This window comes from Tenacibaculum maritimum NCIMB 2154 (assembly GCF_900119795.1).
Classification (GTDB): domain Bacteria; phylum Bacteroidota; class Bacteroidia; order Flavobacteriales; family Flavobacteriaceae; genus Polaribacter; species Polaribacter maritimus.
Map to the genome: position 1 here is coordinate 1,033,160 of NZ_LT634361.1, position 23,045 is coordinate 1,056,204.

Here is a 23,045-nt window from a genome sequence, read left to right on the forward strand (position 1 = left end):
CATAAAATTCATAAAGCATGTGGTGCTTTTTCTTTTGTTGTTGGTATTATTACTTTCTACTCCCTTTGTACAAACTAAGTTAGGGAAGATAGTAACAGAGAGGATAAATAAAGATTTTGAAACGAATATTGTGGTTAAGAAGTTGGATTTGTCTTTGCTAGGAAGTGTTAGATTAAAAGAAATTCAAATAAGAGACCACCATCAAGATACACTTATTTTTGTAAATAAGTTGACAACCTCTTTATTGAATGTAAAGAAAATATTAGACAATAAACTTAATTTAGGAGAAGCCTCATTAAGTGATGTTTATTTTTATATGAAAACATATAAGAACGAAGATAACGATAATATGTCTATTTTCTTAGATCGTTTTGAAGATGAAGAGTCGATAGATAGTTTAGATACTCCGTTTATATTAAGATCAAAGAATATAGATATAGATAATTTAACCTTTAAGCTTTTTGATGAAAATAAGAAAGATCCGTTAGAATTTGCTGCATATAATGGAGGAGGGAGTGTACAAAATTTTTTGCTAAAAGGAGCAGATGTTTCAATGAAGGCGAAAGAAATATATTTTACTGATAATCGCGGAATTGCTATAACAAATTTGAGTACAGATTTTTCATATACGAAAACTCAAATGCTTTTTAGTAAAACAACTCTTGAAACGAAAAACTCAAAATTAAATGGAGACATTATTTTTGATTATGATCGTGAAGATTTTCAATACTTTACAGACAAAGTGAAATTAAAAGCAACATTTCAAGAAAGTAGTTTGTCTTTAAAAGATTTGCACAAAGTCTATAAAGAATTACGAGGAGATGATGTGCTAAACTTTACTGGGAATATTCATGGAACATTAAATAACTTTAGTGCTGAGAATATTAATTTACATTCTAAAAAAGGAATGATTGTTATTGGTAATATGGGATTTGTAAATGCTTTGAATCATCAAAGGGGATTTATTTTTGATGGGAACTTAAAGAATGTAACAGCTAATTACAATCAATTAAAAAGTGGGTTGCCTAATTTGTTAGGAAAGACGTTGCCAACAGAGTTTAAGAGATTAGGGAATTTTACGCTTTCAGGAATCATGAGAGTAACTCCTCAACAAATGGATGCTACACTAAATATTGTTTCAGATATAGGAGCTATTGTTTCAGATTTAAAATTAACCAACATAGAAACAATTGATGATGCTACTTATGATGGAGAAGTAGCTTTTAAAGATTTTGATTTAGGTATTTTTACCAACGACCCTATTTTAGGAAAGATATCGTTGCAAGCAGATGTTCAAGGAAGTGGTTTTAAATTAGATAATATCAATACCTCTATTATAGGAGTTGTTTCCGAATTGGTATTTAAAGGATACAACTATAAAAATTTAGATATTAATGGTCAATTTCAGAATAAAAAATTTGACGGATTATTAAACGCGAATGATCCAAACTTAAAAATGAATTTTGAAGGTTTGGCAGATTTTTCATCTGAAATAAATGAGTTTGATTTTAAAGCAAAAGTAGAAAGGATTGATTTAAGAAAAACAAATTTATTTTTAAAAGATAGTATATCGGTATTGAAGGGAGCGGTCACTTTTGATGTAAACGGAAATACCCTAGACGATATGGTAGGAAGGGCTATTTTTAAAGATATTGTTTATACCAATCAAAAGAAAGTTTATCCTTTTAAAAAATTTAAGATACTATCATCAGTAAAAGATAGCATTAAAACAATTAGCATAGATTCTAAAGATATTGTAGAAGGAAAACTAGAAGGAAAGTTTACGTTTGATGAACTGTTACCTATTACACAAAATGCGTTAGGAAGTGTTTATACAAACTATACGCCATATCCTGTAGCACCACATCAATTTTTAGATTTTAATTTTACTATTTATAATCAAATCATAGCTGTTTTTTCATCAGACCTTTCAATTGGAGATAGTACTAAGATCAAAGGGAAAATAAAAGCAGATCAGAATTCTTTAAAACTTACGTTTTCTTCTCCTAAAATAGAAGCATATGAAAATAAAGTAGAAAAAGTTTTATTGAGAATGGATAATAAGAATCCATTATATAATACTCATTTAACAATTGATAGAGTTCGTAATAAATATTATGATGTATCAAAGTTAAATTTACTGAACAGAACTGAAAATGATACATTATTTTTTAAATCTGTTTTTAAAGGAGGAAAGGGGCAAGCTGAAAATTTTAATTTAGACTTCTTTTATACAATTAATAAGGAGAAGAAATCAGTAGTAGGCATTCAAAAATCTACATTTAATTTTAAAGAAAATAAATGGTTTGTAAATCCATTAGAGAACAAGGAGAACAAAGTAACTTTTAATCTAAAAACGAAGGAGTTTGAGTTGAGTCCGTTTACATTTATTTCTAACGAGCAAAAAATAGAATTTGAAGGAGTAATAAAAGGAGAGAAACATAAAAAATTACAAGCTGAATTTACAAGGGTTAAGTTAGGTTCTTTTTTACCTAGTATAGATAGTTTGGCTTTGAAAGGAGTGTTGAGCGGAGCTATAAATTTTGGTCAAGATAAAGGAATCTATAATCCGAGAGCGAATCTTTTAGTTGAAAATTTTTATATCAATGGGCATGCACAAGGAGATTTGTCATTAGATGTAAAGGGAGATAATTCTTATGAGAAATATGATGCAAATTTAACTTTAGTCAATGATGTGGCAGAGAGTATAAGTGCCAAAGGAACCATAGATTTTTCTGAGGTAAGACCTGTATTAGATATGGTCGTTTTTTTAAAGAAATATCAAATAAATGGGTTCGGACCGTTAGGAGGAGAGGTTTTGTCTAAACTAAGAGGAGAGGTGTCAGGAAATTTTACAGCAAAAGGTTTTCTAAGGAATCCAGATTTTAAAGGAGTTTTAGAAATTGAAAATGGAGGGCTTACATTTCCTTATTTGAATATTGATTTTGACTTGAAAGGAAATACACAGGTTAAGTTAGAAAATCAATCATTTATATGGGATAATATTGTTTTAGAAGATACAAAATATAAAACTAAAGGGAGTTTGAGTGGAGCAATTACTCATCAAAATTTTGAGCAATGGTTTTTAAATCTAAAAATAAATACGGATAACTTATTGGTATTAGATACTAAAGAAAGAGAAGAAGTAGCATATTACGGAACAGGTTTTTTAAAAGGAGATGCCAAAATAACAGGATTAACTAGTAGTTTGACAATAGATGTCAATGGAAGTACAGAACCCGGTACGGTGTTTGTAATTCCTTTAAGCGATGTTAAAATGATTGATAACTATAAGCTCATTCATTTTAAGTCAGAAGAGAAGAAACGAGTAGTAGATAAATTGCCAGTTCAAGCAGTAGAAGGATTAAATTTAAATATCAATTTGAATGTAACTAAAGAAGCGCAGGCACAAGTTGTGATAGATAAAGCTTCAGGAAGTGAACTTAAAGGAAGTGGAGAAGGTAGTTTGCAAATAGAAATAGATACTAGAGGGAAATTTAATATGTATGGTGATTTTATTGTAGATAATGGTGTGTATAATTTTAAATATGGAGGGGTGGTTAATAAACCTTTTGTAGTACAAAAAGGAGGGCGGATTTCATGGAATGGTGATCCTTTTGAAGCAGAATTGGATATTGTAGCTTTATATGAAACGAAGGCAAACCCTGCCCAATTATTAGAAAACATACAAGGAAACCGAAAAATACCAATAGATTTATATACAAAAATAACAGGGGGATTATTTAGTTCGAAGCAAGATTTTGATATAAAAATTCCAAATGCAAATTCAACAATAGCATCGGAGCTAGAGTTTAAATTAAATGATAATGATAAGAATTCTAAAATGCGCCAGTTCTTTTCTTTGTTAGCAACAGGAAGTTTTTTTAGTGAAGATAACTTAGGAGTAAACGCTTCTTCTGCATTGGCAGGTACTACTTCTGATTTAATTTCGAATATTTTGTCTGATGTATTGAATAGTAAAGACGCTAAATTTAAATTAGGCGTAGATTATACACAAGGAGATAGAAGTGAGATAGAAAGCTTAAATACAGATAATCAGGTTGATGTGTCAGTAACCACTCAGTTGAGTGATCGTGTTATTGTGAATGGAAAGGTAGGGGTTCCTGTAGGAGCTAATACGCAAACAAGTGTTGTAGGAGAAGTAAAGGTAGAGGTATTGCTAAATGAACAGGGTAATTTTAGGGGCACTGTATTTAATAGGCAAAATGACATACAGTACTCAACTGAAGAAGAAGGATATACGCAGGGGGTTGGTTTGTCTTATGAGGTGAATTTTAATAATTTGTCTGAATTGGCAAAAAAGATAGGTTTAAAAAAACAAGAACTTCTTAAAAAGAAAGATAGTTTGCTTAAAAAAAGAGCTAGACTAATTCATTTTAGAAATAAAAAAGCGGTTGTTAAATAGATAACAAGAAAACTAAAAATAGTAGAAATTTATCTTTTGCTTGCTTCTTTATATAGTAAAGTAAGTTTATAAAGGAGCTAAGAATTAAAGAAAGGTTAAAAAGAAAGGAATAACAACCAAATAAGGAGAAGTCTAGATTGCTTCTCTGGTAATATATTAAGCAATTTACTGTATCTTCGTATTCGTTAAAAATAGCACCAATGAGTAGAACAATAAAAGATTATATAGTTATAGGTTTAAAAGGAATGGCAATGGGATCTGCAGACGTAGTGCCGGGGGTATCAGGAGGAACTATAGCTTTTATTTCTGGTATCTATGAAGAGTTACTAACGAGTATTAGTGCTATTAACATTAAACTGTTTAAAACATTAAAAAAGGAAGGATTTAAAGTTGCTTGGAATCAGTTAAATGGCAACTTTTTGATGGCGCTTTTGATAGGTGTTTTTACCAGTGTTGTTTCATTGGCTAAACTGATTAAATGGTTATTAGAAAATAAACCTGTTTTATTATGGTCTTTCTTTTTTGGATTGGTGCTAGCAAGCGTTATTTATATAGCGAAACAGATTAAGAAATGGAGTTTTATAGCGGTTCTTATTCTTATTTTAGGAACAACCATAGCATATTATATAACTACGTTAAGCCCCCTAGTTTCAGAAAATTCGTCTTCTTTATTCTTGTTTTTAGCAGGGGCATTGGCAATTTGCGCAATGATTTTACCAGGTATTTCAGGGGCTTTCATTTTAGTATTATTAGGGGCTTACAAACCTATATTAGAGGCAGTGGGGAATAGAAATTTAGGGGTAATTGCCACGGTAGGAAGTGGTGCTGTTATAGGATTATTAACTTTTTCAAGAGTACTAAAGTGGCTGTTTGCAAATTATAAGGATTATACATTGGCAGGGTTAACAGGCTTTATTATAGGGTCATTAAATAAAATTTGGCCATGGAAAGAAACCTTAACATGGAGAACGAATTCTCATGGGGTGGAAGTTCCTTTAAAACAACAAAGTATTTCTCCTTTTGTATATGAAGGAGATCACCAATTGCAGTTTGCTATCATCTTGGCAGGGATAGGTTTTGCGCTGATTTTAATTTTAGAAAGATTAGCTGTTGAAAAAAAGTAAGAAAAATGATAATTTAGATGAGGTTATAAAATCATTGATATGAAAAAAGAACGAACTCTTCTGCAAAAGATAGGTCTATTTCTTAAAGGTTTAGCTATGGGAGCTGCAAATAAAGTTCCTGGTGTATCAGGTGGCACTGTTTCTTTTGTACTTGGTTTTTATGAAGAACTCATATATTCTTTCCAAAAAATAAACGGGAAGGCATTGAAATTACTTTTTAATGGGAGATTTCAAAGTTTTTTTAGATATACTAACGCCCAATTTTTAATATTAGTGATGCTAGGGAGCACGTTTAGCTATTTCAGTATATCATTAGTACTAGATTATTTTATTAAACATTACGAATTGTATGTTTGGTCTTGGTTTTTTGGTATGATAATAGGTTCCGTGTACTATATTTCAAAAGATTTTGGGACGTGGAGTTTTAAAAACAGTTTTGCATTGGCGATGGGAGTGCTGATAGGAGTGGGGATTAGTTTGATGACGCCAGCGAAAGAAAATGATAATCTATGGTTTGTTTTTATTTGTGGAATTATTGGAGTTTCAGGAATGACACTTCCTGGCCTTTCAGGGTCATTTATACTTATATTATTAGGAAATTATGTGTTGCTTTTGGTAGATAGTGTAAATGTTTTGTCAGGAGTCATAACAGATTTAATTTCAGGGAATTTTGAAGTTTTAAAGGATGGGATTAAAGTAAGATATTTAAAAATAATAGCAGTGTTTACAATAGGTTCGGCTTTTGGTTTGGTATCGATATCTCATGTGTTGGGGTATGTTTTAAAAAGATGGCATAAAGTAGTAACGGCCTTAATAATAGGTTTTATCACAGGATCATTAGGTATTGTTTGGCCATGGAAAAAAACCATTTATAAAGAAGAAAATGGAACGATATTGCTAGATAAGAAAGGAAATGCTGTTATAGAAAATTATCAACGATTTATACCAGATTTAAATCATGAAGAAACATGGATTGCAATCGTATTTATATTCATAGGTATTGGAGTTATTTTAGGAATTGAATTTTATGGAAGAAAACAAAAAAAATAGCCAGCTTTTTGGATTGCTAGGGAAAAATATATCCTACTCTTTTTCTAGAGGATATTTTACAGAAAAGTTTCGAAAGGAAGGGTTGAAAAATCATAAATATGTGAATTTTGATATTGCTGAAATAACTAGTTTTCTAGAAGTGGTAGAAAAGCATAAGAAAGATTTAGTAGGAATGAATGTAACCATTCCTTATAAATTGGAAATCTTTAATTATTTAGATAAAATAGATAAAGAAGCCTTAAAAGTAGGAGCGGTTAATACAATAAAAATCTCAAAAAAAGGGAAATTAAAAGGATATAATACGGATGTATATGGTTTTGAGAAATCTTTAAAACCATTGCTTCAAAAACAACATGATAGCGCATTGATATTAGGAACGGGAGGAGCTGCAAAAGCAATTGCCTATGTATTGAATAAATTGAATGTAAAATATAAATTTGTATCAAGAAATCCTAAAAAAAAGAAAGAGATACATTACACAGATATAACAGAAAAGAAATTAAAGAAATATACACTTATTATAAATTGTACTCCGCTAGGTACTTACCCTAAGGTAGAAGAAAAACCTAATATTCCGTATGAGTTTTTAACGAGAGATCATTTATTGTATGATTTAATATATAATCCAAAAGAAACCGCTTTTTTAAGTAGTGGGAAGGAGAGAGGAGCGGTAATAAAAAATGGATTAGAGATGTTGGAATTACAAGCAGAGAAAGCTTGGGAGATTTGGAATAAGTAAATATGTATTTTGAGATAAGAGGAAAAAATAAGTAAAATTTAAGACTAATTCAAAAAGATAAGTTTTGTGTTTATATAAGACATTAGTATCTTTATGAACCAATATTATTAGGAACCTTAAACATCATAGTTATGTTAGAAAATAGCGAAAACAGTATGAAAGAATCTGTAAATGAGTTAACTGGAACGAGTGAAATTGTAAACGAAACAACAAAAGCGGTAGAAGCTATAGAAGAGCAAGTTGCTGAGGAAGCTGAGAAAGCAGATGAAAAGCACGCTATTCCAATGAATGACTATGCTTCTATGAATTTGGAAAAATTAACGGAAGAGTTAGAGAAATTATTGAAGAATCACCCAATTCAGCAACTAAAAGTAAATGTAGATGCTATTAAAAATGAATTTAATAGCAAGTTTGGAGCATTATTAGCTGAGAAAAAAGAAGCTTTTTTAGAAGCAGGAGGAAATTCGATAGATTTTTATTTTTCAAGTCCTATAAAAACAGCTTATAATAAGTTATTAGGAGAGTATAAAGCTAAAAAAGACGCATACTATGGTGCTTTGGAAAAACAGTTGAAAGATAACTTGGAAAAAAGAAATCAAGTTATTGAAGATTTAAAAGAGTTAATCGCATCAGCAAATGCTAATACGATGTATAATGATTTTAAAGAACTAGAAAAAAAATGGAAAACTATTGGAGCAGTACCGAGAACGAAGTATAATGATACTTGGAAAATTTACCATCACCATGTAGAGCGTTTCTATGATTTCTTGCACTTGAATAAAGACTTTAGAGAATTAGATTTTAAACATAATTTAGAAGAGAAGCTAAAGTTAATAGATAGAGCAGAAGGTTTAAATATAAAAGAAGATATTAATGAAGCTTTTAAAGAATTACAAGAATTGCACCGTCTTTGGAAAGAAGAAATAGGGCCTGTTAGTAAAGAACATAGAGAAGATATCTGGGAAAGATTTAGCGCAGCAACGAAGAAAATCCACGATAAGCGTCATGAGCATTTCCGTTTAATGAAAAGCAAGCATCAAGAAATCATTGATAAGAAATTGGCAATTGTAGAAGAAATAAGAAACTACGATACTTCTGATAATAAGACTCACAGTGATTGGCAAAAGAGTATCGTAATCATTGAAGCTTTGCGTAAAAAATATTTTGATGCAGGAAAGCTACCTTATGCTAAAAGTGAAGCTGTTTGGCAAAAATTTAAAGAAGCTACTAAAAAATTTAACCACGCAAAAAATATTTTCTATAAAGAAGAAAAAGGTGCTCAAAATGACAATTTGAACAAAAAAATGGCGTTAGTTGAGTTAGCAGAGAGTTTAAAGGAAAGTGAAGATTGGGAAGAAGCAACGAATACCATGAAGAAAATTCAAGCAGATTGGAAAAAAATAGGACATGTTCCTAGGAAATTTTCTGATGATGTTTGGAAACGCTTTAAAGGAGCTTGTAACTATTATTTTGATAGATTGCATGATCGTAAGAATGAATTGAATAAAGAGCAGCAACTAGTTGTAGATACCAAGAAAGAGTTTTTAGAAAAGTTAGAAGCAGAGAAAGAGGCTAGTTTGGATGCTATTAAGGAGGCTATAACCAATTGGAGGAACTTGGGAAGTCTTCCGAGAAATGCGCGTCATATTGAAGGAAAATTTAATAAGCAGATTGATATGATGTTGGAAGGATTAAATCTTGATAAAGAAGAGATCGCAATGTTGAAGTTTAAAAACGTTGTAGAAAGCTATCTTGCCCAAGAGGATTATAAAAAATTAGATGCAGAGCAATTTTTTGTAAGGAAAAAGATAGACGAAACCATAAGAGAAATGCAGCAATTAGAAAATAATCTAAGTTTCATATCCAATGCAAAGGCAGATAATCCATTAGTAATGAATGTTCGTTCAGAAATTAATAAATTTAAAGAAGAATTGGATGTTTGGAAGTTAAAATTAAAATATCTAAAAAAGTTAGATTACTAGAGAGAGCAATTTCTCTTCATATTAAATAAAAAAGCCTCAAAAATACTTTTTGAGGCTTTTTTTAAGTTTATTTCGGTTTGAAACGTCTTAAAAAAAAGATTTTACTCAGATATATTTACATAGGAGTAATAAAAAAAGCTCTCTGAAAAAGAGAGCTTTCGCTTTTATTAAAAGAGGACATTAATTAAATAAGTTGTCGATTTTCTCTTTTTCTTCAGCAGCTAAAGCAGCGTCAATTAAAATACGTCCACTATGCTCATCAATTGTTATTTTTTTACGATTAGCTATTTCTAGTTGTACTTGCGGAGGTATTGTAAAAAAAGAACCACCAGAAGCACCTCGTTCTATAGAAACAACAGCTAAACCATTTTTAACTTTTTTACGAATTCTAGAATAAGCAGTTAATAAATGATCATCAATGGATAAAGAAAATTCCTTCGATTTTTCGTGTAATAATTTTTCCTCTTTTTCTGTTTCTTTTAAAATTGCATCAAGCTCAGATTTTTTATGAGCCAAATGGTTTTCTTGTCTAGTTAGCTTTTCTTTGGTAGCAGAAATAGTTTCGTTTTTCTGCTCTATTTTAACTTTATATTCTTTAATTCTTTTCTCAGCAAGCTGAATTTCTAAACCTTGGTATTCTATTTCTTTTGTTAAGGAGTCAAATTCACGATTATTACGAACAGACTTTTGTTGCTCTTCATATTTCTTAGTGAGTGCTTTAGACTCTTCGATTGCTAACTTTTTGTCATTAATTTCTGATTCTAAATTAGTAACATCTTCGTTTAAATTAGAAATTCTGGTATTTAATCCGGCAACTTCATCTTCTAAATCTTCAACTTCTAATGGCAATTCGCCACGTACATTTCTAATCTCATCAATTCTAGAATCGATCAATTGCAAGTCGTACAACGCTCTTAACTTTTCTTCTACCGATACTTCTTTCTTTTTTGCCATTGTTTATATATAATAAATTGGATTTGTGCTTTCTTCTGATAAAATGATGGCAAAATTAGTGAATTTTTTTGTAAGATACTCAACTAAAAGGTTTTTTGTAAATTGTTCACTTTCATAATGGCCAATATCTGCTAATAAAATCTTTTTTTCTGCCTTGAAAAATTCGTGATATTTAAAATCAGCACTAATATAAGCATCTGCTCCTGAACGGATAGCGTTGTCAATCGCAAAACTACCAGAGCCGCCAAGCAATGCTACCTTTTTTATAGGTTTCTGAAGAAGTTGCGAATGACGAATGCAGTTGGTATTCATTGTTTTTTTTACAAATGGAAGAAAATCTGCCTCTTTCATTTCTTCAGGCAACTCTCCAATCATTCCCATGCCAACATTTTGGTTGTAGTTGTTCAGAGTAATTATTTCATAAGCGACTTCTTCATAAGGGTGAACGTTAAAAAGTGCTTTTAGTATTTTTTGTTCTAGATAACTATTAAAGGTAACAGAAATACAACTTTCTTCTTCAAACACATACACCCCTTTTTCTCCTTTTACAGGGTTTGAATTGTCATTCCCTTTATAGCTGCCTTTTCCTTCTACATTAAAACTACAATTACTGTAATTACCTATAGTTCCAGCTCCTGCTTCAAATAAAGCTTTTCTAAGATGATTAGCTTCAGTGGGAGGAACGTAAGTAGTTAGCTTTTTTATGAGTCCTTTTTTAGGGAGTAACACCTTTAAATTCTGTAGTCCTAATACTTCTCCCATTTTTGCAGAAACGCCATTGTTTGAGTTATCTAATGCAGTGTGAGTGGCATATATAGCAATATTATTTTGAATAGCTTTTAAAACAACACGCTCAACATAGTTATTTCCATTAAGTTTTTTTAACCCACTAAAAATAATAGGATGAAAGCTGACAATTAAATTACAATTATTAGCGATGGCCTCATCTATTGTTTTTTCAAGGGTATCTAGAGTAACCAGAATTCCTGTTACTTTGGTTTGGTAATTTCCTACAAGCAATCCAACATTATCAAAATCTTCAGCATAAGCGAGTGGCGCAAGTTCTTCTATATAAGAAGTGATATCTTTTATGGTCATCATTGTTTTGTATCTCTATAAAATACAAAGTTACTAATTTTAGAGATTTATGACAGGGCTAGTAAAAGGAATAGACGATTATCTCTTTCTCTTATCTATTTTATAAAATAAAGTTCGTCAGTGTTTTTTTAATACCGAAATGTTAGTAATAATTTTTACATTCGCAATAATGAAATTAATTCGCTTTTTATTATTTCCAGTAGCAATTATATATTGGCTGGTTACCACGGTTCGTAATTTTTTATTTGATGTTGGAATTCTAAAATCAACTTCTTTCAACATTCCTGTGATAGCTGTAGGGAATTTAAGTGTAGGAGGAACAGGAAAAACTCCTCAAATAGAGTATCTTATCAGGCTATTGCAAAATAATTATCAATTAGCTGTTTTAAGTAGAGGGTATAAGCGAAAAACAAAAGGATTTCAAATAGTAGATGATTCTTTTCAGGCAGAAGATGTAGGAGATGAACCGTTTCAATATTTTCAAAAATTTAAGAACATTAGAGTTGCGGTTGATGCAGATAGAACGCAGGGGATTTCCTTGTTATTAAATGAAGAGGATAAGCCAGAGGTAATACTTTTAGACGATGCCTTTCAACATAGAAAAGTAAACGCTGGATTTTATATATTGCTAACAAAATATAGTGATTTATATATCCATGATTTTTTGTTGCCAACTGGTAATTTAAGAGAAGGTCGTAAAGGAGCAAAAAGAGCTGACATTATTATTGTAACGAAGTGTCCAAAGGATCTGAGTAAAGAAAAACAAGTAGAAATAGTAAGCAAGTTACGAGTAAAAAAAGAGCAGCAAGTATTTTTTTCAATGATTTCTTATAAAGAAATATTAAAAGGAACAAAAAATATATCCGTAAATGAGTTGAGAAATTATCAAGTTCTTTTAGTTACAGGAATTGCCAATCCTACTCCCTTGCTAGAGTATTTGCAATCCTTGGAGGTAAAATATGAACATCTAAAATTTCCAGATCACCATCATTTTTCAATGAATGAAATTAATGAGATAAAGAAAAAATATCAGAAATTGAATACAAGTCAAAAAATAATATTGACTACAGAAAAAGATTATGTACGCTTACAAGATAAGGTAGAAGAATTAAGTTATATAGAAATAGAGACATTGTTTATAGAGGGGGAGGAAAGCTTTAAAAAAGAAATATTAGGAGTGGTAAAAAAGTGATGTTTTTATAATTGGTATTATTTTTGATATTTTTGAGATGTAAATTAGTTTAAATGAAAAAATTATATTTAATATTTTTAGTAGCCTTCATAGTTGTAGAGGGTAATTGGGCTCAAGAAATAGTGGTTACTGAAAATGTAGCAACACTAAAGAAATTAGAAGAAAGGCATCGAGTTAATTGGGAAGGATCTTTTAAGGAAGCAAAAAAGAAAGCCAGTAAGGAAAACAAACCAATATTGATTTACTTTTCAGGATCTGATTGGTGTGGCCCATGTATAAAGTTAGATAAAGAGCTATTTCATACGCAAAAATTTAAAGAATTTGCAGCTAAGAATTTCGTATTATATTTAGCAGATTTTCCTAGGAACAATGACTTAGTAACCAAAGAAGCAAAGAAGGTAAACAAGGAACTGAGTGAAAGATACGGGCAAAGCTCGTTTCCATCAGTAATTATAGTAGATGCGGATGAAATGATATTGGGAGAGAAGAACGGAACATATATGACAGAATATTATTATCCTTTTTTTAATTCAGTATTGAAAAAATATTACTAAGAAAATGAGGTTTTAAAACCTCATTTTTTATGGGAGATTATTACCAAAAGTACGTTTGGCTTCCATTGATATCTCCTTGATATCTTGTTCATCTTTTCTAGGACAAATAAGAATAGTATCATCTTTTTCTACAATGATAAAATCACTGAGTCCTTGTACAACTACTTTCTTTCCGTTTTGAGTTCTAACCATATTTCCGTGAGCATCCCTAAATATTGTTAATGCACCTACTGTAGCATTTTTTGAGGAGTCTTTTTCTAGTTTATGGTATAAGGAGCCCCAAGTACCTAAGTCGTTCCATCCAAAATTAACAGGCAATACGTGCACATTACTAGCGCGCTCCATAATGCCAAAATCAATAGAGATATTTTGGCAATTTTCATAATTACGAGTAATAAAATCAGTTTCAAAATCGGTGTTGTAAACAGCTATATCGTTTGTGTTTAAGATGGCCATCATTTCAGGGAGGTACTTTTCAAAGGCGCAGATAATACTTTTAGCAGACCATATAAAAATTCCAGCATTCCAAAGATAATCTCCAGAGGCTAAAAAGCTCTTTGCAGTTGCTAAATTAGGTTTTTCAGTAAAATTTTTCACTTTTTTTATGGTAGATTCATGCGTTTCAAATTGTATATAGCCATAACCTGTATTAGGAGAGTCAGGTTGAATTCCTAGTGTCATTAAGATATCTTTTTGACTACAGTTTTCAAATGAAGTTTGAATATTATTAATGAATTCCATTTCATTTTCAATCCAGTGATCAGATGGAGCTACTAACATGACTCCATTAGGATTTTTATCGTATATTTTTAATGCGGCATATAAAATACAAGGCGCTGTATTTCTCATAGCAGGTTCTAATAATAACTGTTTCTTTGTTACTTTAGGCAACTGCTCTAAAACTAACTGTTCGTATTGCTTATTAGTAGCAATCAATATGTTTTCAGAAGGAACTAGATGATTAATTCTTTCAAATGTTTTTTGAATCAATGATTGGCCTGTTCCTAGCATATCATGAAATTGCTTAGGAAAATTTTGAGTACTCACAGGCCAAAACCTTGAACCAATTCCACCAGCCATAATTACAGCGTAATAGTTGTTTGTCATTGTTATTTTTAGATTGATTATTACCGAAATACAAATATAGTCAATTCGTAATTGTAGCTTTGCTAATCTTAGGCAAATAAAAAGCCATTTCAAATAAGTGAAATGGCTTTCTTAATATAGTTATATAGTTGATAATTTACATATAATCTTCCATAGGATTACAAGAGCAAATTAAGTTTCTATCTCCAAAAGCATCATCTACTCTGCGAACAGAAGGCCAAAACTTGTTTTCAGCGATATAATCTAGAGGAAAAGCAGCTTTTTTTCTAGAATAAGGGAGTTCCCATTCATCAGAAGTCAACATTTCTTGCGTATGTGGTGCATTTTTCAAGGGGTTGTTAGGATGATCTTTAGTAGCTTCCAAAATTTCCTCTTTGATAGCAATCATAGCGTCGCAGAATCTATCAAGTTCGGCAATGCTTTCAGATTCAGTAGGTTCTACCATAATTGTTCCGGCAACAGGAAAAGAAACAGTTGGTGCATGGAACCCGTAATCCATTAAACGCTTAGCAATATCAACTACTTCAACTCCGTTATTTTTAAATTCACGGCAATCTAAAATCATTTCATGTGCTGCCCTATTCATTTCACCGGTATATAGTGTGCTGAAATGCCCGTTCAAGCGCTCTTTCATATAATTGGCATTTAAGATCGCATTTTTAGTAGCGTTCGTTAGTCCATCAGCACCGAGCATGGTAATATATCCATAAGAAATTAAGCAAACCAAAGCAGATCCCCAAGGAGCAGCAGAAATAGCAGAAATAGCATTTTCACCACCTGTCGGAACCACAGGGTTTGTTGGTAAGAAAGGAACCAATTGAGGAGCAACGCATATAGGGCCTACTCCAGGGCCACCACCACCATGAGGAATAGCAAATGTTTTATGTAAGTTTAAATGACAAACGTCAGCACCAATAGTAGCGGGATTTGTTAAGCCTACTTGCGCATTCATATTAGCGCCATCCATATATACTTGCCCGCCATTATCATGAATTATTTGCGTAATTTCTTTAATGGCTTTTTCATATACACCATGTGTAGAAGGATAGGTTACCATTAAAGCAGCAAGATTATCTTTATGTAGTTCCGCTTTTGCACGTAAATCTTCTACATCTATATTACCTCTCTCATCAGTTTTAGTCACTACTACTTTCATTCCCGCCATTACTGCAGAAGCAGGGTTGGTACCATGAGCAGAGGCAGGGATTAAACAAATGTTTCTATTGCTGTTTCCATTGTTTTCGTGATAAGCTCTAATGGTCATTAAACCAGCAAATTCACCTTGTGCTCCCGAGTTAGGTTGTAAAGAGGTACCAGCAAAACCAGTAATAACGTTTAATTGATGTTCAAGGTTTTTTAACACTTCTTGGTATCCTATAGCTTGATTAAGTGGAGCAAAAGGGTGAATATTTCCCCAGTTAGGATTGCTTAAAGGGAGCATTTCAGAAGCAGCATTTAATTTCATCGTACAAGAACCTAGAGAAATCATAGAATGATTTAAGGCAAGATCTTTACGTTCTAGTTTTTTGATATAGCGCATCATATCAGTTTCTGATTGATAGGCATTGAAAACTTCATTTTCTAAAAATGGAGTATTTCTTTCTAAAGTGTCAGAAAAAGCATTGGTTATACTGAATTCAGTAATATTTACTCTTTCAATGTTGAAAGCTTCAGAGAAGCATTTTAAAATAATGTTAATTTCTTGAATTCCAACAGTTTCATTTATAGAGATAGAAACAGTATCAGCATCTATATAATTGAAATTAATTTTATGAGCTTCTGCAATAGGTCTTAAGGTGTTTGCATCTACTTTAATAAGAAGCGTATCAAAATACGCTTTGTTTTTTTGTTCGAAGCCTAAGTCAGCCAGTCCTTTAGCAAGTGTATTGGTAGCATTATGAACCTGATTAGCAATATAGGTAAGTCCTTCTTTACCATGATATACCGCATACATCCCAGCCATTACAGCTAATAAAACTTGTGCAGTACAAATATTAGATGTAGCTTTTTCACGCTTAATGTGTTGTTCGCGGGTTTGTAAAGCCATACGCAAAGCGCGCTTCCCATTCATATCTTTAGTAACTCCAATAATACGGCCAGGAATACTACGTTTGTAGGCTTCTTTTGTAGCAAAATAACCAGCGTGTGGACCTCCATAACCTAGAGGAATTCCAAAACGCTGCGTAGTACCAACCACTACATCTACTCCAAATTCAGCAGGAGCTTTTAATTTTACTAAAGATAAAATATCAGCGGCAACAGCTACCTTAATATTATTATCATTAGCCTTAGCTACAAAATCAGTATAATTATAAACCTCTCCATGTTTCCCAGGGTATTGTAAGATGGCACCGAAGAAATCATCTGAAAAATTAAATTCTTTATGGTTGCCTATTACCAATTCAATTCCTATAGGGATTGAGCGTGTTTGCAAAATGGACAATGTTTGCGGTAAAATTTCTTCAGAAACAAAAAATTTATTAGCCCCAGCCTTTTTCTTAGCACGCTCACGAACGTCAAATAGCAGTGCCATAGCTTCGGCAGCGGCAGTACCTTCATCAAGTAAAGAAGCATTTGCTAATTCCATTCCAGTTAAATCACAAACCATAGTTTGGTAATTTAATAAGGCTTCTAATCTTCCTTGTGCTATTTCTGCTTGATATGGAGTATAAGCAGTGTACCAACCAGGGTTTTCTAAAATATTACGCTGTATGACACTAGGAATAATAGCTTCGTGATATCCTAATCCTATATAGCTCTTAAAAACCTTGTTTTTAGCACCTAATTCATGGATGTGATTTAGGTATTCGTACTCACTCATAGCAGGGGGTAAATCTAACTCATTTTGTAGGCGAATATCATCAGGAATAGTTTCATAGATTAAAGAGTCTAAAGAGGCTACCCCTATAGTCTTTAGCATTTTTTCTTGATCTTTAGAACGAGGACCAATATGTCTTAGTTGAAATGAATTTGTGTTCATTTGTGCGTTGTTCGTTTGTTTTGAAATTTATTTGTTTGGCTAAATAATTAACATAGATTTAGCGATCCAAATGTAATTAAAATTCAACGATTTCTCTAAGTAAAAAAATGGTTAAAAGAGATATTTTATTAACTTGTTTTAATACGGAAAAAACAAATGTGCTTATTTATTACATCATAAACAGTGCTTCTATTCTTATAAAATAATAATTTTGAATAATTAATTTTATAGAGAAATATTAAGAAGAAGTATTTATTTATTTTGTAAGTTTGCCACACGAATTTGTGATGAAGAACATTCTTAAAATAATAAGCCTATTTTTAGTAGTTACATTGTTAACGATTCCGCTAATGCAATGGGAGCATTATGTGTCAGAGCACATAGTAGAAGCTCATGTGTATTCTACTAAAAAATCTAATGATAAAGAGGTACTTATTAAGGAGGGTAGTGAAAGAAATCACTTATGTTCTATTTGTGACTACACTTTTTCGGGATCAACCATTACTTTACTTCATCAGCTAGATAGCTTTTTAAATAAAATTACATATATCCCTTTATTTTATGTTTCTTTTTTAAAGAACGCAAAATTTAAGGTTACTTTTCTTAGAGGTCCTCCCTCGTTATAAGCTTTTTACGTATAAATTTTATGGATAAAATGACCATCGTTACGCTTTAGTAAGATGAGATATACTCTATAATATATATACGTGTCTGATAGAGCTTGCACATCTTTTTCCAGCATTATCAAATTAAGATAATTGAAAAATATAGTGCCTTTTTATTTTTCCTTGGGAAAGGTAATCATACACATAAGAATTACTTTATTGATAGAATTTTTACAGAAAAAAACTGTTTTTTTTCATGGTAATTTTGATCTATAATCAGTTTTTTCTTTGAATAAAAGCTGTTTAGCTTATAGATGCATTGCAATAGCTCATCAAAAATCTAATATTAAAAAAATACAATCTTTAGGAAAAGATTATTGTACAGTTATTTATATGAAGTTGAATATCTGCATTTTTTATATGCTATTGGTAATTGCTTTTGCAAATGCACAAGAAAGCATAGTTATAAGTGGTCATGTGCTAAGCCACAACAAAAAAGAGCCTATTGAAGGGGCTGAAATACAAGTAGGAAGTACATATGCAATCAGTAATGCATATGGAAAATTTTCATTAGAAGTATTAAAAAGTGAATTAAAAGAATGTTTGAAAGTTTCTTTATTAGGGTATAAAAAATATGAGAAATTTTTGAATTTGGAGGAAAAGCATCATTTTAAAATTTATTTAGAGGAATATAGAACACAATTAGATGAAGTTACTATACGAGGAAATAAAAAGAAAAGCTTTCTTAAAAAGTTAGCATTATCTTCTGTGCTTATCTCCAAAGTAAATTTAGAAAGGAAAAAGGAGACGAGTTTAGGAAAATCATTAGCAAATATAGCAGGAATAGGCGCAATAACTATTGGTGCTGGGCAATCAAAACCAACCATAAGAGGATTAGGATTTAATAGGCTTGTGGTAATGCAAAATGGGATTAAGCATGAAGCGCAGCAATGGGGAACAGATCACGGCTTAGAGATTGATCAGAATGCAATTGAGCAGGTAGAAATTTATAAAGGACCTTTGTCTTTGCTCGTCGGGTCAGATGCTATTGGAGGGGCTATTGTGATTAAAGAAACGCAGGTTCCTGAAAAAAATACGCTTGCTGGAAAAATAAGCATAAATGGTCAGACTAATAATGATTTAGTAGGCTTTTCATCTTTTGTAAAAGGAAGACGAAATCATTGGTATTTTAAAAACAGTATAACGGTTAAAGATTACGCAGATTATAAGGTACCAACGAATAAAATTAGTTACAATGGATTTGTCTTCCATTTAAAAAAGCACCAGTTAAGAAATACAGCAGGGGGGGAGTATAAAGTTTCAGGAACTATTGGTTATTTAAAAGAAGGTCTGTCTAATAGAACCATCATAAGCAATGTGTACGAGAAAAATGGCTTTTTTGCAAATGCTCATGGATTAGAAGTTCGTAAATCCACAATAAATTATGATGCTGATAATAGAGATATAGACTTGCCAAGGCATGAAGTGAATCATTTTAAAATAACGAATGAAACAACAGTAGCTGAAGAAACATATTCTTTAAAAATAACTACAGGTTACCAGAATAATATAAGAAAAGAGTTTTCAGAACCATCAGAGCATGGTTATATGCCCAAACCATCGGCTAATTTGGAGAGGAAGTTTGATAAAAGTACCTATTCTATAAATGGAAATATGAAACTTTTTTCCATGGAAAATCATCATATAAAATTAGGGGTCAATACAGAATATCAAAAAAATAATATAGGCGGGTGGGGATATATAATTCCAGCATACGCAAGGTTCACTATTGGAGCTTATGCATATGATAAATATAGAATCTCTTCAAATCTCTATTTACATGGAGGGTTGCGTTATGATTATGGAATTCTTAAAACGAAGCAATATAAAGATTGGTTTAAGTCTCCGATACATAAAGAAGGAAAAATTATTGAGGAATTCTTAATTAGGTCAAGTGCTAAAAAGCTTGAATTTAAAAGTATAAGCGCTTCTCTTGGAACTGTTTTTACAAAGGGAAACCATACAGGGAAAATAAATGTCGGGAAAAGCTTTAGAATCCCTTTAGCAAACGAGTTAACTTCTGATGGAGTGAATTATCATATGTATCGTTATGAATTAGGAGACACAACATTAAAAGCAGAAGAGGCATATCAACTCGATTTAGAATATCAATATTTTGTCAGAAAAAGTAGCATCAGTGTAAGTCCTTTTATAAATTATTTTCCAAATTATATCTACTTAAATCCAAGTTTTAATTACCACGAGGCCTTACAAATATATAACTATAAGCAATCAAAGGTATTTAGAGCAGGAGGAGAAATCACTTCTACATTAGCTATTTCAAATAAAATGAATTTGAAAATAGCAGGAGAATATGTATATGCAGAGCAGTTAAGTGGATCGAAAAAAGGATTTACATTGCCTTTTTCACCTCCAATTTCGGTAGTTTTTTCGACCCTCTATAAATTAAAAGATACTAGAGTATTTAAAAATACAGCATTAGGAATGAGTTGGAGAATAACAGGCAGGCAAACCGCTATTGTTCCTCCCGAAAATAAGACAAAAGGTTATACTGTAGGGAATTTAACAATATTTACAGCCCTCTATAATAAGCATAAAAAATGGGGAGATATTTATTTTAAAATAAATAATATACTCAATACTCAATATTTTAATCATACAAGTTTCTATAGGTTGATAGAAGTTCCAGAACCAGGGAGAAATTTTTCACTAGAAATACAAATACCTTTTTAAATAATACCATCTTGATTGCTGTTTTAAAACATACAAAGGTAATAAGGCTTGTTTTTACGCTGTTACTACTTTCATGCTTTTTGAATGTAGGGCATTTTTGGATACTGCACTCTAAAGAGAAAATAAATATAAAAAGCAAAGTATCTAAGGATTTAAACTATGTTGCAGAAAGTCAATTAGATGAGGTTGCTTGTTTATTTTGTGAGTATGAAGTTAATAAGGCTTTTACGATAAAGGAACTTAAGCAGAGGGGAGTAGTTTGGTTTATAAGGGAAGGTAATCAAAATTTACAGGCAAAGGTTAAATGCAATGCAAGTAGCAGGTATTACTATACAAGGGGGCCTCCTAAAAGCAATAAGATTTAAGAAGAAAAAAAGGATTGCTTTTTCTTCTTAAATAGGAAAATGTTAGTAATTAATTATTCACAAAGATATAAGTTGATAAAATCATATATAATGAAAAATATAAAACGAATCACAATAGGCTTTTTAAGCATGGTAATACTAATAGTAAGTTTGTTAGTATTGACAGGATGTAGCAACGAAGAAGATCATATTACAGCTACTAAAATAGAAATCAAAAAATTAGAATATGGAGGAGAAAATGGAAATGCTAAAGAACTAGCAGCTGGAGAAGACTTACATATTGATGCTGAAATTTATGCAGAAGCTACCATTTATAGTGTTACTGTAGAAATGCATGCAGCAAAGGAAACAACAGCAAATTGGAAATTCGAAAAAGAGTTTAAAGGAGAAAAATACACTCTAAAAAAGAATATCGATTTCCATGAGCATATTGAAATTTCTAAGGAAGCTAAAGAAGGAGCATATCACTTTCATATAGCTGTAAAAGATGCATTAGGAAATGTTAAGCGCAAAGAAGGAGAGTTCTTAATAGTTGAAAAGAGTAATTAAACGAGTGGGTAATTATTAATAGAAATAATTGCGAGAAAGAGTAGAAGATAATTTTTAAAAACAAAATAACATGAATTATAGTACATATTTAAAAAGCATTTTTATAGGAATTTTGGTAATGTTGGCCTCTTGTTCAAAAGAGAGCGATATGGTAATACCTCCTTCTTTAGGAATTGTTAATTTAGAGTTTGGGTCAGGGCATAGTAGCGATAAAACAATAAAACAAGGAGGAAACATCCATATAGGAGCAGCTGTTTATGCAGAGGCGAAAATAAAAAGTATTACTGTAGAAATATTTTTAAAAGAAGGAAAGCAAAGTGATTGGAAGCTTAAAGAGGTTTTTACTGAAAAATACAAAGGAGCTAAAGAAGTTAGTTTTCATCAGCATGTAGATATATCTTATGAGGCAAAAGTTACAGATTATATATTGGTAATGACAGTAGAAGATGATCTAGGAAATAAAAAGGCAAAAGAAGGTATTCTTAAGGTATTGCCTTACACGATTATGGTGAAAAATGTAAAATATGGAACGAATACCAATGATGACAATCTAGCAGTTATAGGAAAAGACCTGTCTGTTGAAGCTTATATAGAAGCAAAGAACGAACTGTCATTAGTAGTTCTTAAAGTATCTGAATTTGTACCAGGAGAAGGATGGAAAACACTTGAGCGTAAGGATTTTGACTATACAGGTAAAAATTTGACAAAAGTTGATTTTAAAGGGAGTTTACCGATTACTAATAACTTACAATCAGGAAAAACATACGATATAGATATCGTAGTAGTAGATAAGAAAAAAGAACAATTATTAAGATACTATACCTTAAAGGTAGCGTAATTATCTAATTAGTCAATTGTAAGGATATTAAGAGGAAGAAGAGCCTTTGAAAATATAGTTTTTAAAGGCTCTTCATAAAAATAAAAATATGGAGTTAATAACTAAAAAAACCGTTATAACATCGAGTTTACTGGTGATGCTATTTTTTTCTTGCACAAAAGGAGAAAAGCAGATAGATGAAGTAAAACCTAGTATAGATCTCTCTTTTGCAAGTGCTTTCCCAAAGTCATGTGCTAAAATAAAAAAGGGAGGCTTACTACATTTTAAGGCTAGGTTTACGGACAACGAGGCATTAGGTTCTTACGCTATTGATATTCATAATAATTTTGACCATCACACTCATGACAATTATGAAATACAATGCGATTTAGGGCCTAAAAAACTTCCTAAGAGACCATTTATTTACATGAAAAACTTTAGTATTGAAGGAACTGTTAAGTCATATGAGGCAGCAGTATCAATTCCTATACCTAACGCTATAGATGTAGGAGATTATCATTTTGAAATAAGGGTAACTGATCAAACAGGCTGGCAAAAGCGTCAAGCAGTTGATATCAAGATTACGGAATAATGTACAGATAAAGAAGAACTCTAGATAAGCTGTATTATTGATAGTTTGGAAGAGCAATTTTTAAATAAAAAAGAATTTTATTCTGTAATAAGTATTCAGAGATAGAAGGAAAAAAGTTTTGATCTCGTTCCATAAACTCTTTAAAGTAAGATGAATA

Annotated in this window: 16 protein-coding genes; 12 read left to right on the forward strand and 4 right to left on the reverse strand. The window is 31.4% G+C overall.

The window, feature by feature from the left end; genetic code table 11:
• Window positions 1–19: 19 nt before the first annotated feature.
• The 5 genes from MARIT_RS04850 to MARIT_RS04870 all read left to right on the forward strand — a co-directional run bounded on the left by MARIT_RS04850 (window position 20) and on the right by MARIT_RS04870 (window position 9,321).
• Window positions 20–4,426 (forward strand): translocation/assembly module TamB domain-containing protein, encoded by a 4,407-nt coding sequence (locus MARIT_RS04850; protein ID WP_231975195.1) that lies wholly within the window; start codon window positions 20–22, stop codon window positions 4,424–4,426.
• Between the two features lie 200 nt (window positions 4,427–4,626).
• The gene (locus tag MARIT_RS04855) at window positions 4,627–5,550 is read left to right on the forward strand and encodes a DUF368 domain-containing protein (RefSeq protein ID WP_100210920.1); all 924 of its coding nucleotides are present in this window, start codon (window positions 4,627–4,629) and stop codon (window positions 5,548–5,550) included.
• A 39-nt stretch (window positions 5,551–5,589) separates the two neighbouring features.
• On the forward strand, window positions 5,590–6,600 hold the full coding sequence (locus MARIT_RS04860) for a DUF368 domain-containing protein (RefSeq protein WP_024740691.1): 1,011 nt from the start codon (window positions 5,590–5,592) through the stop codon (window positions 6,598–6,600).
• Window positions 6,578–7,339, forward strand: a complete 762-nt coding sequence (locus tag MARIT_RS04865) for a shikimate dehydrogenase family protein (RefSeq protein ID WP_100210921.1) — start codon at window positions 6,578–6,580, stop codon at window positions 7,337–7,339. The genes MARIT_RS04860 and MARIT_RS04865 overlap by 23 nt, the downstream gene beginning before the upstream one ends.
• 131 nt (window positions 7,340–7,470) lie before the next feature.
• The gene (locus MARIT_RS04870) at window positions 7,471–9,321 is read left to right on the forward strand and encodes a DUF349 domain-containing protein (protein ID WP_024740689.1); all 1,851 of its coding nucleotides are present in this window, start codon (window positions 7,471–7,473) and stop codon (window positions 9,319–9,321) included.
• Window positions 9,322–9,501: 180 nt separating this feature from the next.
• Here MARIT_RS04870 and MARIT_RS04875 read toward each other — a convergent pair whose 3' ends face one another.
• Both MARIT_RS04875 and MARIT_RS04880 read right to left on the reverse strand, forming a co-directional pair.
• A complete protein-coding gene (locus MARIT_RS04875; protein WP_024740688.1) occupies window positions 9,502–10,275 on the reverse strand; it encodes a zinc ribbon domain-containing protein in 774 nt (257 codons plus the stop codon).
• Between the two features lie 3 nt (window positions 10,276–10,278).
• A complete protein-coding gene (locus MARIT_RS04880; RefSeq protein WP_024740687.1) occupies window positions 10,279–11,373 on the reverse strand; it encodes a Nif3-like dinuclear metal center hexameric protein in 1,095 nt (364 codons plus the stop codon).
• Window positions 11,374–11,542: 169 nt separating this feature from the next.
• On the opposite strand from MARIT_RS04880, the gene lpxK reads away from it, so the two are divergent.
• Window positions 11,543–12,565, forward strand: a complete 1,023-nt coding sequence (gene lpxK / locus MARIT_RS04885; protein ID WP_100210922.1) for a tetraacyldisaccharide 4'-kinase — start codon at window positions 11,543–11,545, stop codon at window positions 12,563–12,565.
• 53 nt (window positions 12,566–12,618) lie between these two features.
• Window positions 12,619–13,119, forward strand: a complete 501-nt coding sequence (locus tag MARIT_RS04890; RefSeq protein WP_024740685.1) for a thioredoxin family protein — start codon at window positions 12,619–12,621, stop codon at window positions 13,117–13,119.
• 27 nt (window positions 13,120–13,146) lie between these two features.
• On the opposite strand, the gene MARIT_RS04895 is transcribed toward MARIT_RS04890, so the two are convergent.
• Together MARIT_RS04895 and gcvP are read right to left on the reverse strand one after the other, a co-directional pair.
• Window positions 13,147–14,226 carry a mannose-1-phosphate guanylyltransferase gene (locus tag MARIT_RS04895; RefSeq protein ID WP_100210923.1) on the reverse strand — a complete coding sequence of 360 codons (1,080 nt, stop codon included), beginning with the start codon at window positions 14,224–14,226 and terminating at the stop codon, window positions 13,147–13,149.
• Between the two features lie 136 nt (window positions 14,227–14,362).
• The gene (gene gcvP, locus MARIT_RS04900) at window positions 14,363–17,206 is read right to left on the reverse strand and encodes an aminomethyl-transferring glycine dehydrogenase (RefSeq protein ID WP_024740683.1); all 2,844 of its coding nucleotides are present in this window, start codon (window positions 17,204–17,206) and stop codon (window positions 14,363–14,365) included.
• A gap of 287 nt (window positions 17,207–17,493) precedes the next feature.
• Between gcvP and MARIT_RS04905 the strand changes: the two genes are divergently transcribed.
• The 5 genes from MARIT_RS04905 to MARIT_RS04930 all read left to right on the forward strand — a co-directional run bounded on the left by MARIT_RS04905 (window position 17,494) and on the right by MARIT_RS04930 (window position 22,888).
• Entirely contained in the window at window positions 17,494–17,832 is a 339-nt protein-coding gene (locus MARIT_RS04905; RefSeq protein WP_024740682.1) for a hypothetical protein, read from the forward strand.
• A gap of 267 nt (window positions 17,833–18,099) precedes the next feature.
• Window positions 18,100–20,565 carry a TonB-dependent receptor gene (locus MARIT_RS04910; protein ID WP_231975196.1) on the forward strand — a complete coding sequence of 822 codons (2,466 nt, stop codon included), beginning with the start codon at window positions 18,100–18,102 and terminating at the stop codon, window positions 20,563–20,565.
• Between the two features lie 455 nt (window positions 20,566–21,020).
• Complete coding sequence (locus tag MARIT_RS04920; protein WP_038025417.1) at window positions 21,021–21,479, forward strand: DUF4625 domain-containing protein; 459 nt, start codon at window positions 21,021–21,023, stop codon at window positions 21,477–21,479.
• Window positions 21,480–21,549: 70 nt separating this feature from the next.
• Window positions 21,550–22,317: a DUF4625 domain-containing protein gene (locus tag MARIT_RS04925; protein WP_024740678.1), complete on the forward strand. Its 768-nt coding sequence runs from the start codon at window positions 21,550–21,552 to the stop codon at window positions 22,315–22,317.
• Window positions 22,318–22,405: 88 nt separating this feature from the next.
• Entirely contained in the window at window positions 22,406–22,888 is a 483-nt protein-coding gene (locus tag MARIT_RS04930) for a DUF4625 domain-containing protein (RefSeq protein WP_100210925.1), read from the forward strand.
• Window positions 22,889–23,045: the final 157 nt, after the last annotated feature.

What these genes read in the sequence shown, in the direction of transcription:
- MARIT_RS04930 (WP_100210925.1), top strand. Translation starts at nt 22,406, where the DNA reads ATGGAGTTAATAACTAAAAAAACCGTTATAACATCGAGTTTACTGGTG.
- MARIT_RS04875 (WP_024740688.1), bottom strand. Translation starts at nt 10,275, where the DNA reads ATGGCAAAAAAGAAAGAAGTATCGGTAGAAGAAAAGTTAAGAGCGTTG.
- MARIT_RS04925 (WP_024740678.1), top strand. Translation starts at nt 21,550, where the DNA reads ATGAATTATAGTACATATTTAAAAAGCATTTTTATAGGAATTTTGGTA.
- MARIT_RS04870 (WP_024740689.1), top strand. Translation starts at nt 7,471, where the DNA reads ATGTTAGAAAATAGCGAAAACAGTATGAAAGAATCTGTAAATGAGTTA.
- lpxK (WP_100210922.1), top strand. Translation starts at nt 11,543, where the DNA reads ATGAAATTAATTCGCTTTTTATTATTTCCAGTAGCAATTATATATTGG.
- MARIT_RS04905 (WP_024740682.1), top strand. Translation starts at nt 17,494, where the DNA reads ATGAAGAACATTCTTAAAATAATAAGCCTATTTTTAGTAGTTACATTG.
- MARIT_RS04860 (WP_024740691.1), top strand. Translation starts at nt 5,590, where the DNA reads ATGAAAAAAGAACGAACTCTTCTGCAAAAGATAGGTCTATTTCTTAAA.
- MARIT_RS04920 (WP_038025417.1), top strand. Translation starts at nt 21,021, where the DNA reads ATGAAAAATATAAAACGAATCACAATAGGCTTTTTAAGCATGGTAATA.
- MARIT_RS04865 (WP_100210921.1), top strand. Translation starts at nt 6,578, where the DNA reads ATGGAAGAAAACAAAAAAAATAGCCAGCTTTTTGGATTGCTAGGGAAA.
- MARIT_RS04890 (WP_024740685.1), top strand. Translation starts at nt 12,619, where the DNA reads ATGAAAAAATTATATTTAATATTTTTAGTAGCCTTCATAGTTGTAGAG.
- MARIT_RS04880 (WP_024740687.1), bottom strand. Translation starts at nt 11,373, where the DNA reads ATGACCATAAAAGATATCACTTCTTATATAGAAGAACTTGCGCCACTC.
- MARIT_RS04855 (WP_100210920.1), top strand. Translation starts at nt 4,627, where the DNA reads ATGAGTAGAACAATAAAAGATTATATAGTTATAGGTTTAAAAGGAATG.
- MARIT_RS04895 (WP_100210923.1), bottom strand. Translation starts at nt 14,226, where the DNA reads ATGACAAACAACTATTACGCTGTAATTATGGCTGGTGGAATTGGTTCA.
- gcvP (WP_024740683.1), bottom strand. Translation starts at nt 17,206, where the DNA reads ATGAACACAAATTCATTTCAACTAAGACATATTGGTCCTCGTTCTAAA.